This is a genomic window from Flavobacterium sp. (assembly GCF_035760125.1).
In the GTDB taxonomy this organism is placed as follows: Bacteria; Bacteroidota; Bacteroidia; order Flavobacteriales; family Flavobacteriaceae; genus Flavobacterium.
In genome coordinates, this window is sequence record NZ_DASTTN010000243.1 from 1 (window position 1) to 13890 (window position 13890).

Sequence of the window (13890 nt, forward strand, 5' to 3'; positions counted from 1 at the left end):
CTTAACTCCCCATTTTTTAGGCAAAAACTTGCCTAAATTAATATTGGTCACAACATTATACTGTTGAATATCCTCTCGGCTTCTTTCATTAGGACCTTGTTCAATAGTACCAAAACCAAAATTTTTGATATTACCGGTTAATGAAACTGTTGCCAGATCGGCAAAGTTAGTATCTACGTTTAACAAAGCTGCAATACCTCCTTTATTATCCATATCAGCCAAACGAAGTTCATTGAACCACACTTCTCCTTTTATATCTTGATGAAGTTCATTACTTTTTAAACCTAGCATTATGTTTCGAATCAAACCTAAATTGGGATTTCCCTTGATTCCTAAACGCAGTTTACTGTTTCCATCACCATTAGTTTCATTTGGATCATCATCAGAATAATAAATCCCATCTTCTGGCAAAGTTGATTTATCTATCTTTAAAGATCTAAGTTTTAATTGCGTCAATAATTCCAAAGACAAATCTATTTCATTATCTGATGGCCATACTAAGTCTGCACTCAACGGCGGGCAATCTTTCCCCCCAGAAGCAGATGCCACAGTAACTTTCAAAGGGATTTCCACTTGATAAAAATCATTCGAATAATCCGCTCCAAAACGCAAGAATGCCACCATTTGATTGTCTTGCAAAGCTGTCTCCTCCGGTAAAGATTCAGCATGCAGAAACATTTTAAGCTTATTATATTGACGCATATCAATATTGAAATTTTTGAAAGCTCCACGTCCATCCAACGGCTCAAGCCCATTTCCAGAAACCCTCATCGATAAAGATTGCTCATTCTGATTGATAACTGTATTATTATTATACAATTGCTCTCTTTTTACACTTGGTGGAGTCACATAATTTATTGGACATCTACTTGAATTCTCTTCAATGTTTACTGAAGCTGTTTCAAAAACAGTCCCATCGTCGTCTACATTCAAATCATTAAAATCTAATGCTTGGGTATAACGTCTCCACTCACCTCTTATCAAATCTAATGCTCCGAAACGTAAAGTAACTTCATCCGTGAATTTAGTCATAAACATTCTCATGAATCGGATAGATCTAAAATCCGAAATTTTTCCAATGACGTTTTCTGGTTGTGAAATCGGAATTTTAAATTGAATCCATCTTGCTTCAGTTGAACTACCATTCGGTAAAGTAACAGTTGTATTTCTTACATCCGCAATATAGTTTTGTCCAACTTGCATATCCGGCTTCATATCAACACTGTATTCATAATAGGCATTGATGGTGTTCATTGTATTATCCCTATTCACATCTTCAACATCCGGAACTGTTGAAGAACCCCTGTTAGCCGAATTAATGTTAACATTTGAATTTCCATCGACTCCATTGTAATTTTTATAGCGGTCTAAAACACTTCCAGAGGTATTTAAATAATAAATATAATCATCTCCTGCCGGATCGGGTTCTCCTGCATAATTATCATATTTTGCTCCTTCTTGACTTGAAGGTAGCCCATCCAGCCCAATATCTTGATTGGTACGATTGCCCTCATTATTATCAAAAGCATAAATTAATGATTGGGAGGCTGGTGCATTTCCCCATACTGTAGGAGGTTTTACTAAAACCTGATCTGGACCAAAACCGTTCTCATACACTTTACGACCGTCTTTCAAAACATCTTCTGAAATTTCCCCAAGATTGAAATAGACTTTCCCCGTGTTTGACTTTGGGGTACTTCCCGCACCTACATAAGGATCCATAACCCAAAACTGAATATATTCTACGTTGCTCTGTTCAAAATTGGTAGAACTTAACGATCTCACAATTCCTCCAAAATTTTCATTAGGATTATCAGCAACAGCCGAAGAATTATTGTAAGGTCCACGAACCTTTGGGTAATAACTCATGTCCAGTGTACTAACCACAAGCGACTGACCTTGAACAATGTCTGTCAATGGGTACAACTCTTCACTATAAACCCTTCTTGTCGAATTCAAAGACAAATCATCATTTGTTACTCCTGATGGTTTTGAAGTATAAAAAACAGGATCAATAGAATACCACGCTAATTTCGCTCTTTTGAAACCATAATCCAGACCATCTAAATTTCCATTAAAATTATAAGGACTCGTCGTGTTGTTTTCTGGGGTGGAAGACATAGTCCATGCGTAAGGAGAACGCAAATCGATAGAAGACTGGGAACTTTCAAAATCATCGACATAAATAGTGGATTCCCCTTGGAATTTATCTCCATCAGATGCATTGGGCATCAAATAAGCAAACTCGCCACTTACAGAAATATTGGAAGGAACATCGGTATCAATATTCGGCAATTTATTGACCAAACGAGTAAAAAATGGAACTTGTGATGAAAAATTTCCATGCAATCCAAAAATACTATTATTTACAGATTCTTGGCCATAACTTGATTTTTGTGTAAATGGCTTTTCTTTCATATTTAGAAAAGTAGCCCCAACCATAAAATTTTCTGATATTAAATGATCAACGTTTACTCCAAAAAACCTTCTAGTTTGTTGTCCAAAAACAGAGTTATTTTCTAATGAAATTTCAATTGGCGTATTCGATGCCTGTAAAGACGGATCCAAAATTTGAACCCTACCCAATTGATAATTAACGCTGTAATCAACACCTTCAACCAACACTCTTCCTGCGGCAGTTACTTTTACTGACCCCAAAGGGACATTGAACGCGCCAATCGCAATTCCTTCACCGCCTACAGATTTATACTTTCCACGCAAAAGAAACTTGTTTACTTCGGGATTTTGAATAGCTCCCGCTTGAGTGACCCTGTACATGTATGGGTTAACGTATTTTTTTTGATTTTCATTATAGGTATTTACATCATTATAATCTTCTGTAGAACCTTCATTTTTCAGTTTCGAAAACAACAATTCACCAAAAGGCTCTTTACTCGTGAAAATGATTCTACCATTCTGTTGATCTACAGTTAAACCAGGAATAAAATCAAAAAAACCATCACCTCCAGCTTGTGGATCATTGTTATAATTCAACTTATCCACATTAAGCACTTTCAACAAAGTAGTGTTTTCTACCGTATTTTCAGGAGTTGGATTCGCTGGAAAAGGACTTCCATCAACAGGAGTTATATAATTTAAAGCCGATGGATTTTTATATAAAATATTTAATCTAAAGTCTTCCTGCTGCAACTGATATGCTCCTTGTATTTGATAAATGTTTTTCATCATCAAATTCCAAACTGGATTCGACACATTTGTCAAACTACTTTTTAACATTTTCAGAATTAAAGTCTGAGAAACAATCGTTTGATCAGAAGGTTGAGTCCCTCCTACCACTGTTGCTTCAACACCATCATTTCCAAACTCACCTACTTGATACACTTGGTCCCCAATAGAATATTGATAGGCTACCGCCAAAATCTCATCATTCCCCAATCTTTGTTGCAAGGAGACATACCCTAACTGGGCATTAAAAGTATATTCATTAGACAATAACTTTCTGGCATTTTCTAATTTCGAATAATCTTGCCCTTCGCTAACACTAATTGTAGGTGAAAAACCAGAACTTGCGGTTACAATTTCACGAATGTCATTATTTAAATAACCCGAATTGGTCTTAATTAAAGCTGGGTCATAAAGGTTATTTTTATTATCTGAGGGATAAGATTTTTTCAACCCTGGTTGGTCAACAAAAAAACCTGGAGGTATAGGATTTAGCACTACTACTTCATTCTGTCTACCAATTATTGGATTACCATCTGCGTCTGCTAACTCTCCTTCCCCTAAATCCTGAAGTGCTATAATGTTTCTTAAATTATTACTGGTTGTGTTAACCCGGTTTTGTTTGTTGGTAACCCAAACTTCCAGCCTTGTTATTTGAACCCTTGAATCAATAAAAGGGTAATTTTTTAATGAAGCGTCATATTTGTCTCTAAAATATTGAGACAAGAAGAAGTGGCGGTCACTATCATAATCCAATCCATACATTTCAAATTCCTGAATTGTTCCTCCCCCTTGAGCAATTACGCTTTTGGCCTGTGATTTTTGTTCTGAAAAAACACCCGTAACAGTTGTTTTCCCAAACTGTAATTCTGTCTTTACCCCAAATAAACTTTGAGCACCTTGAATCAAAGTGCTATTTAATGGCATACTAACATTACCAACTTCAATTTTTCGAACAATATCATCTTCCGCCGGGGTATATTCTAATTTTAATAAATTTTGAAAAGCAAATGTTGATTGAGTGTCAAAATTGGCATTAACTTGAAGTCTTGTACCCACTTTCCCTAACAAACTCATACTTATCCTTTGATTAAAATCGAATGAAGTATTCGTTCTATTACGAGGAGAGAATGCTGGATTATCTTGTTTGGTATACAGTAACCCCAAATCGATCTCGATAGATCCAGTTGGTTTTACGTCAATAGTATTACTTCCAAAAATGGATTCAAAAAGTCCTGATTTTATATAGTATCGAGGCAACAAATCCTTTTTGGCAGCATCACTTCCAGCTTTATTCCCATCTATAGCGTCCAACTTTTTACTAAAATAATCATTCATCGATTCTTTTAGCATCAATTTTTCATACTCTGCTGGGGTTAAAACAATAGGATAATTGATATTGAAATCGTCTACAGAATTGGTATAGACATAAGTATTAGTAACAGGATCATATGTATAGGCAGATAAAATACTTTGAGGATTTGCCATCTGAACCTCGCCAACATCATATCCTTTTTTTATAGTATCCTGAACAACACCTTGCACTTGAGCCTGCGATACAAAACCACAAAAAAACACCAGCAAAAAAATGTAAATTTTATGCATATCTATTAGGCTTCTAATGTCTTTTATAAATTTTTTAAAGCTTTTTTAATTATTGTCTCCACAGTAGCCTCTGGATCTTCTTTAACAATTTTTTCAATGATTTTTTCAGATGTTTTCCTAACAAAACCAAGAACTTCTAGAGCAGATAACGCCTCATCTTTGTTTGTATTGCTCAATGACATAGAAACTTCATCCAAATCATACAATTTTAACACTTTTTCTTTTAAATCAAGAATTACCCTTTGTGCAGTTTTACTACCGATTCCTTTTATTTTTTGAATGGTAACCACGTCTCCCGAAGCAATCGCATTAATAATTTGTTTAGGCTCCAAAGAAGAAAGCATCGTTCGTGCAATACTGGCTCCAATTCCGGATACCGACAGCAACATTTTAAAAATTTCTCTTTCCGATTTTTCTACAAAACCAAACAAAGTATGCGAATCTTCTTTTATTTGAAGATAGGTATAAAGTTTTACAAAATCGGAATTTGGCAGTAATGAATAAGTATGTAAAGATATATTTACGTGATAACCAACTCCATTACAGTCTATCACAACATCTGTAGGTGATTTTTCTACTAATTTCCCTTGTAAATGTGCTATCATATAATAAATTATCTGCTCAAATATAATAAAAATTTGAGATTAAAAGGCAAATGTATTGCGTTAAATGGACTACACTTTTAAGTATAAACCAACACGTTACATTTTTAACCTTAAAATCTCAAACTTTAATCTCTGGGTATTTTGAATCTATTTCACTTTCAATCTCATGCTTTTTTCTTGTGCATCAATTACAGCAATTGCAGCCATATTTACCATCTCTTCAACACTGGCACCCAATTGAAAAACGTGAACTGGATTTTTCATTCCCATCATGATTGGTCCAATTGAACCCACTTTATTCAACTCTTTCAAGAGTTTGTAAGTAATATTTGCTGATTCTAGATTTGGAAAAACCAAGGTATTTACTTTTTTTCCTGCTAATTTTGAAAAAGGGAATTTGGCGGACAGCATATCTGGATTCAAAGCAAAATCAGCTTGAACTTCTCCATCAACAATAATTTCAGGATGATTTTCATGTAAATAAGCTACCGCTTCTTTCACTTTTGAAGCACTTTTATTCACCGAAGATCCAAAATTAGAATACGATACCATCGCTATCACAGGCTCTACTCCAAACATTTTTGCCGTATTGGCTGTCATTACTGCAATTTTTGCCAATTCTTCTGCAGTTGGATCTATATTTATAGCTGTATCCGACAAAAACATCGGACCACGATTAGTCATCATAATATTTGTGGTAGCTACCAAAGAAACATTCGGAGCCTTGCCAATTATTTGCAACATCGGTTTTACAACTGAAGGATAACTTCTGGAATGTCCGGAAACTAAAGCATCGGCTTCACCTGTATTAACCATCATGGCAGCGAAATAATTTCTTTCTCTCATGAACTTTTCAGCATCAAAAAGCGAAATTCCATTTCTTTTTCTAGACTCCCATAATTCAACAGCGTATCTTGTTCTTCTTTCCTGTTCTTCGTCAAGTTTCGGATCTACAATTTGAACATCAGCGTCAAAACCAAGCTCTTCCTTTAGCTCCAAAATAATTTCTTTATTTCCTAATAAAATTGGAAAGCCAATACCTTCTTCATAAACAATTTGAGCAGCTTTTAAAACATCCAATTGTTCCGCTTCAGCAAAAACAATTCTCTTAGGATCAGTTTTGGCTCTATTGGTAATCATTCGAATCATTTTATTGTCATTACCCAAACGATTCAAAAGCTCTTCCTCATACTTTTCCCAATCAGTTATCGGATTCAATGCCACACCCGATTCCATTGCAGCTTTAGCTACAGCAGGTGCAACTACAGCAATCAACCTAGGATCAAAAGGTTTTGGAATGATATATTCTCTACCAAAAACTAATTTAGTAGCGCCGTAAGCAATATTTACCTGTTCAGGAACATTTTCTTTGGCAAGTGCGGCAAGTGCTTTTACAGCTGCCATTTTCATAGCCTCATTGATTTTTGTAGCACGAACATCAAGCGCTCCCCTAAAGATATATGGAAATCCAAGTACATTATTTACTTGATTAGGATGATCAGAACGTCCAGTAGCCATAATAACATCCTTACGTGTTGAAATAGCTAGATTGTATGCAATTTCTGGATCTGGATTCGCCATAGCAAAAACTATAGGATTATCTGCCATTGCCAATAACATTTCAGGTGTCATTACATTTGCAGTTGACAATCCCAAGAAAATATCAGCTCCTGTTAATGCTTCCTCAAGACTAACCGAGGCACCATCAATAGCATATTTTAATTGCAATTCAGACAAAGACGGATTGTCTTTGGTCAAAAGCCCCTTACTGTTGAACATTAAGATATTCTCTCTTTTCACTCCCAATAAAACATACAAATCAGCACAAGCAATAGCTGCTGATCCTGCACCAGACACAACCATTTTAACATCTTCCGCTTTTTTATCAGCTAATTCTAATGCGTTAATTAAAGCTGCTGAAGATATAATTGCTGTTCCATGCTGATCGTCGTGCATTACTGGAATATTCAGTTCTTCAACAAGTCTGCGCTCTATTTCAAAAGATTCTGGCGCTTTAATATCTTCAAGATTGATTCCACCAAAAGTAGGTGCAATATTCTTAACCGTCTGGATAAATTCTTCGATATCTTTTGTTCCTATTTCAATATCAAACACATCAATATCAGAAAATATTTTAAACAACAATCCTTTACCTTCCATTACTGGTTTTGAAGCTTCCGGACCAATGTCACCTAGTCCCAAAACGGCAGTTCCATTTGTGATAACAGCCACTAAATTCCCTTTAGCGGTATATTTATAAACATTATTTATGTCTTTTGCAATTTCCAAACAAGGCTCTGCAACTCCTGGAGAATAGGCCAAAGACAAATCTCTTTGTGTTGCATATTTTTTGGTAGGGACTACTTGGATTTTACCTGGAGTTGGTTTAGCGTGGTACAATAACGCTTCTCTTCTTTTACTGTTCTTATCCATTTTTTATTTTTTTTCTAATCCACAAAGGTAACGGACTTCCTTTAAAACCGAAGCCTTTATCTCTTTCTTTTATTAAAATTTAGGGTAATTTATAACTAAAAAAAATAGCTACACATGATGTAGCTACTCTATAGTAATTTTAACTAACTGTTATTGTGAAATATAGGAATCCAAATGTTTTATGGTCTCTTTTTGAACCTCTATTATTGACTTTACGACGTCTCCAATTGAAACAAGTCCAATTATCTCTCCATTTTCAATCACTGGTAAATGTCTGATTCTTCTTTTGCTCATTAATTCCATACAATAATCCAAATTATCCGATGGCTTAACGGTCACAACATCACTTTCCATGATTTCACTTACAGGTGTTTTCTTTGAAGACTTATCTTTTAAAACAATTTTTCTAGCATAATCTCTTTCTGATAGAATTCCTTTTAAAGCTCCATCTTCAATTACAAGAATAGCTCCTATATTTTTTTCTCCCATAACTCTCAAGGCTTCGAATACAGTAATAGTTGAAACAATAGAATAAACCTCTCTTCCTTTTGTGCTTAGTATTTGATTTACAGTCATAATAGATGAATTTTAGAAAGTTAAATTTAGAAAAAAATCATATACAAAAAGCAAAAAAAACAATAAATTTTATTTACCCAAATAATAAATCTGGAGATGTCAATTGATTCAATTCTTCAATCAATTTACCATCCAAAATTTGCAATCCATGTTGATACGATGCATTTACCCAACCAAAACCTTCTTTTGCAATATAATCAAACTCGGTCCCGACATTTCCATACTCTGCAAAAACCTTATGAGAACTGGTTTCCAAATCAAACTTTTCGGGAATAGTTCCGTTGTACTCTACTGCATTTTTTGTAATTAACCAAAGCCAACGATAAACCATTTCTTGTGCTTTATCTTTATAATCATATTTCAGCAATCCTTCCCATAACAACATTTGGTGAGGGGCCCACCCGAAAGGATAATCCCATTGTCGTTGTGGAGCATTTGGATCCGATTCTAACCAACTGTTTTGAGTACTTCCCGTAATTCCTCCCATTTTCATAAAAAGAGGCAAAGCATTATCTACTAAGTTTTGCGCTTGATGATTATCGCATAATCCAGCCCAAAGCGGGAAGAATGTTGATGCTGCTTCAAATGGAAATTGCTTTTGGTTTACAAAATCATAATCAAAATACATACCCGCGGTTTCATTCCAGCACAGTTCATTCATTTTCTTTTTCCTGAAATCAGCTTTTGTCTCCCATTCTTCGGGAGTATAAATTATATTTCCTGCAGTAAAAGAACCTTCAAAATAATCCCTTATTAAACTCTCGATGTCTTTTTCATATTTGTACAGAAAACTATTGACATCAACTGAATTCAAATTGGCACACGTATTAATTAAGCGATTGGTCGTATCGTGACCACTTTCACGCATACTTCGATCGTGTACAAAATACAAATCCAGTTCTGGATTGGTAATCGTACGAGCCAAATAATGTTTTTCAAATTCTCTAATTGGCAAATTATATCTAATTGCATACGGCTCCAGGACATCATCAAAATGACCTGGTTCTACCTCAAAAGGCATTCCCACACCATCCGCTTTATATCGGTTCAATCCTGTTGGAGTCAATCTATTTCCTTGTACCATCCAAACCGTATTGTACTCTAAAATCACTGTTTCAAGATGACTTTGCAACCAGTCTTGACTGACATTTCCTTCTTTGGCAATAGCAACGAGTAAAGAAGAATACAAAGGTGGCTGTGTTCTAGTGAGGTAATAACTGCGATTGGCATTTAAAATTTTTCCGTAATGCAGAATTTGATATTTAAAATTTTCAGCTATTGCTATCGCTTTGTCTAATTTACCATCAATCAATAATCCAACTCCAATAAAATAGCTATCCCAGCCATACATTTCATTGAATCTTCCTCCTGGCACTACAAAAGGAACTCCTTGCAAACTGTATACTTTTTTCTGTAAGGCCAAAGCCAAAATCCCTGGCTTATGATCCAATGTGGCTACATAATCTTCAGAAATAACTGAAGGCATAACAACCACTTCGATGTTTTTCAACTCCTTTTCTAATTCTTTAAAATAAGCAACACCCTGTGAATCTTTTTCGGAAACATAAAGAGTTGCTACTTCATTGGAGGTTTTTACATCTTCAATAATTAGTTTTAGCCCCTTTTTATCAATAGTTCGGGTCAGTTCTTCCCAATAATCTTCTTTGATTTTCCTTGAAATTCTTTCCACAGGATTCTCTTGAATATAATTCAAATCAACTTCTCCGAAAATTTCTTCATTTTCTTTCAACACAGCCAATTCCTGAAGCAGATTGGACAAGTGATAGGTACCTTCAATAATTTGTTCTTCCTTGGTATTTTCATCTACCAGAACAAATTTTTTTGGACCTAAATCATCTTTGGTTATTTTTTTATCATGATCTGTATCTTCTTGAAGCAAAAGCGCTTCAAACACCTGTTCGACATTAAGTAAGAACTTCATTTTTTTTATTTAATTTGTTAATAAAAAACAAAACAACAACAAGAATTCCCAGTGGAATCAGCGAAAAATAGAACGCTTTACTTCCTCCAATTTTTTGGAATAAATATCCAATAATCACTGATCCACTAGTTCCACCGATTGCGGAGAAAAAAGTTAGCAAACCAGCAACAGCTCCATGAAAATGCTTCTCTGTAGCACTTATAATTGTTGAATTCACAATAGGATAAATGGGTGCCAAAAACAACCCAATTAATGGAAACACAAATCCTATTAATGGAACTTCGGATAACATATTAATCTCCCTAATCTCTATTCCCGAAGCCATTGGCAGAACAAAGACAACTAAACTCGCTGCCGCAAATAAACAAATGGTCAAAAAAACATACCAATGTATTTTCTTTACAATTATCCCGGAAACAAATCTTCCAAAAGCAATCGAAAGCATTAAAATTACAGCCATTTGTCCTGCTAATCTTTCATTGAGATGTAATACTTTTTGATTAAAAGTAGGCAACCAAGACATTATTCCTTGTTCGGTCATCACGTACATAAAAGCAAAAACGGCAAAAAGTAAAATCAAAGGTCTTTTTAACAAACTCAACATATCTTTAAAATCTTCCCGAAAAGATTTAGGATTTTCAACTTTGGGCAAATTAAATTTTGAGGTTAATATAAAGACAAAAACAACCGCAATCAATCCTGCCAAAACCAGATAAACATCGAGCCATGCTTTTGGATTTGTTTCACTATAAAACATTGGAAAAATCACATACGCAAACACAATCCCTAACATAAAAACACTTTCAATATAGCTCATAAATGTTTTATGCTGCTTTTCGGTATCAACAACAACTCCAATCAAAGCCATTACCGACACTTTTATTATGGCAAAAGAAAAACCAGTACAAGCAAATAAAACAATCACACTCCAAAACGAATCTCCAAAATACATAATGAAACAACCCACAAAAACAATGGCCAAACTAATGAGCATTCCCTTTTTATAGCCTAATTTGGGAAGTAATGTCCCCATCAAAAAAGCTACAAATGCAATGGTTAAATCTTTTGCTGGCTCCAAAACGCTAGCTTCCACTTCTGAAACGCCATACATATTTTGGGACTTTTGAATCAACAATCCCACACTATTCAAAAGGGCTGCAAAAACAAAATAATTAATAAATAATGCGAGTTTAATTGTAATGTTTTTCATTTAAAACGGTTTAAATATGGTTTATAAATTGGCATTTAGATAGCTCAGAATATTGATTCCATCGGGTAATCCTCCTATATTTTGAAGTTTCAAAACGGCCAATCTCTGGGCAATTGTAATCGTATCTTCCAAATTTCTATTCTGTAATTGAGCGTATAAAAATCCTGTCCAAAAAGCATCTCCTGCACCCGTCGCATCTTTTATTTCAGCAACTGGCAATGCTTGTTTACGGATTATTCCAGTTTCTCTATCAGATAATACGACTCCATCTCCGCCTCTAGTCAAACATATTGTCGAAGCACCCAAACCATGAAAATAGTTGAATATAAAATCTTCCGATTTCACTTCTGCAAAAAGACGGTAACAGTCATCTTCACTTAATTTTACAAATGGATTAGTTGCTAAATAATCACTGAGAACCTTATTCGCTTCTTCCCGATCAGGCCAAATTCTTTCCGAAAAATTAATATCGATGCTGGTTTGCAAGCCCAAAGCTTTAGCTTTTTTGGCATTTTCAACAATGGTTTCTTGAGCCGGTTTTTTGCTTAAAGCAAAACAAGTAGTATGATATATTTTTGCACTTTTTAATAAATCTTCAGTAATTTGATTTGGCATAATCTGAAAATCGGCATCACGATACGGAATAAAATCAGGAGTTCCCGTTGATTTTGACACCAAAATAATCGAAGTGGAAGCATTATCTGATTGAGCAATCTGCGTAGTAATCACTTTCTTTTCTTGAAGCTTTTGAATACTAAAATCACCCAAACCATCTTTCCCACAAGTAGCTACTAAAACCGATTTTAATCCTAAACTTGCAGCATATGAAGCCACATTAGTAGGTGAACCTCCAAGATAACGATGATAATCTTCAGTCTCCCTAATTGCGGCATTCACTTGGTGCCCAATAAAATCAATCAACAATTCCCCTACACATATAATATCTATAGTTTTTTCCATTTTAAACTAAAAATTTAAAATTAGTAAACCTATTTTGATATAAAAAAACCGTAGCCGCAGCACTCCACGCACAAAAAGGAACTCCATTTGGAACTTTAGTTTCACTATTGAAATTTTCATAAAAACTAAAATCTACTATGGCATTAGCCTGATTTATAGAGTCCAATACTTCTTCAGCTTCTTTTTGTTTTCCCTTTAACAATAAGGCTAATCCGAAAAATCCATTCACCATAGACCAACTGCCTCCATTATGAAACTCATTGGGATAATTCCTAAATTCGTACTTGCAATTATTTCTAAGAAGTTGCCAATCCAAATCGTTTTCAAGTATTGGAGGCCAAAAAGCGGGCAATAATCGCAATGGCATTTTATTTCTCAGTTGCAAAGAATAGTCTATTATGGAATTCTGAAATTCATTTGAACCGATATTTAACATCAATGCCAAAGAATTGGCAAAAGCATCAAATTGAATTTTATAACCTGCAGGAGAAAAAGAGCAAGGCATATAATTTTGAATATTTACTTCTTTATAAGCTCTTTCGTGGTATTTCTCTCCAACCGAATGAGGTGTAAAATTACATTCTATTTGAGCTGTTATAATTTCGATTTTGACTATTAAAGAATCACTATTGACAAAATGATTATAACTTTTCAAAGCCCAAACACGAAGCAACTGATCGTATAAAACATAACCATCTGTAATATACTCGTCAGCCCAATTTCCCGATAAGGGAACATATAAAAGTCCTTTGTTATTAAATTCCCAGGCTTCAAGTAATTGCAAACATTTCTCAATATTGGCTTCGTATTTTTTTACAAAAGAATAGTCTTTCGTGTGAAAAGCATATTGACAAATTCCAATTACAAACCAAGTTACCGCATCTACTCTGCCGGCAAGACCTCCATAACTCACTTCCACGCCTTCTTCACTAGTCATCACGTTTGAGGGAATTGTCCCATTATGATGTTGATTCCTAGCTAAAGTTTCCAGTGTCTTCCGAAAAGTTGTTATCAAATTTTCATCCCCTGATGCTAATGCTGCCAATCCGCAAATCACACCATCCCTAGCCCAAACTCTTTTATAATTTGAAATGTTTTGAGCACTTGCTAAAAAACCTTCCGAAGAAGATACTTTCTGAAGTAAGTCGATTGCCTTATTATATGCTAAATTATTCACTGATAACTTCTTTTTTAGTTGCGATAAATAGAGTAAAAACAGCACTTAAAACCAATAAAACACCAGCAAAAGTAATTGCTGATCTTGGATCATTATTTAAAAAATGCTTTAAAATATATCCAAAACTAATAGTTTGAATAAACATTGGAATTACAATCATCATGTTAATGATTCCCATATAAACACCGTAGCGTTCTTT

General features: G+C 34.7%; 8 protein-coding genes and 1 pseudogene. All 9 read right to left on the reverse strand.

The features are described 5' to 3' along the window. Positions 1-4788 (reverse strand): cell surface protein SprA (gene sprA, locus VFS71_RS08770; RefSeq protein WP_326400658.1); only part of this gene is annotated, 4788 nt, incomplete at its 3' end. A gap of 23 nt (positions 4789-4811) precedes the next feature. Continuing rightward, positions 4812-5393 (reverse strand): Holliday junction branch migration protein RuvA, encoded by a 582-nt coding sequence (gene ruvA, locus VFS71_RS08775; RefSeq protein WP_326400660.1) that lies wholly within the window; start codon positions 5391-5393, stop codon positions 4812-4814. A 147-nt stretch (positions 5394-5540) separates the two neighbouring features. Beyond that, positions 5541-7826, reverse strand: coding sequence for an NADP-dependent malic enzyme (locus VFS71_RS08780; protein ID WP_326400662.1), 2286 nt, complete (start codon positions 7824-7826; stop codon positions 5541-5543). A gap of 150 nt (positions 7827-7976) precedes the next feature. Continuing rightward, positions 7977-8402 carry a CBS domain-containing protein gene (locus VFS71_RS08785; protein ID WP_326400664.1) on the reverse strand — a complete coding sequence of 142 codons (426 nt, stop codon included), beginning with the start codon at positions 8400-8402 and terminating at the stop codon, positions 7977-7979. A gap of 73 nt (positions 8403-8475) precedes the next feature. Continuing rightward, positions 8476-10344 (reverse strand): trehalase family glycosidase, encoded by a 1869-nt coding sequence (locus VFS71_RS08790; protein WP_326400666.1) that lies wholly within the window; start codon positions 10342-10344, stop codon positions 8476-8478. Further along, positions 10328-11554, reverse strand: a complete 1227-nt coding sequence (locus tag VFS71_RS08795; protein WP_326400668.1) for an MFS transporter — start codon at positions 11552-11554, stop codon at positions 10328-10330. Before VFS71_RS08795 ends, VFS71_RS08790 begins: the two co-directional genes overlap by 17 nt. Positions 11555-11575: 21 nt before the next feature. Beyond that, positions 11576-12514 carry a carbohydrate kinase family protein gene (locus VFS71_RS08800; protein WP_326400670.1) on the reverse strand — a complete coding sequence of 313 codons (939 nt, stop codon included), beginning with the start codon at positions 12512-12514 and terminating at the stop codon, positions 11576-11578. A gap of 1 nt (position 12515) precedes the next feature. After that, complete coding sequence (locus tag VFS71_RS08805; protein ID WP_326400672.1) at positions 12516-13691, reverse strand: glycoside hydrolase 100 family protein; 1176 nt, start codon at positions 13689-13691, stop codon at positions 12516-12518. Beyond that, positions 13684-13890: pseudogene (locus tag VFS71_RS08810) on the reverse strand (MFS transporter); the annotation flags it as partial. The gene VFS71_RS08805 and the pseudogene VFS71_RS08810, both read right to left, overlap by 8 nt.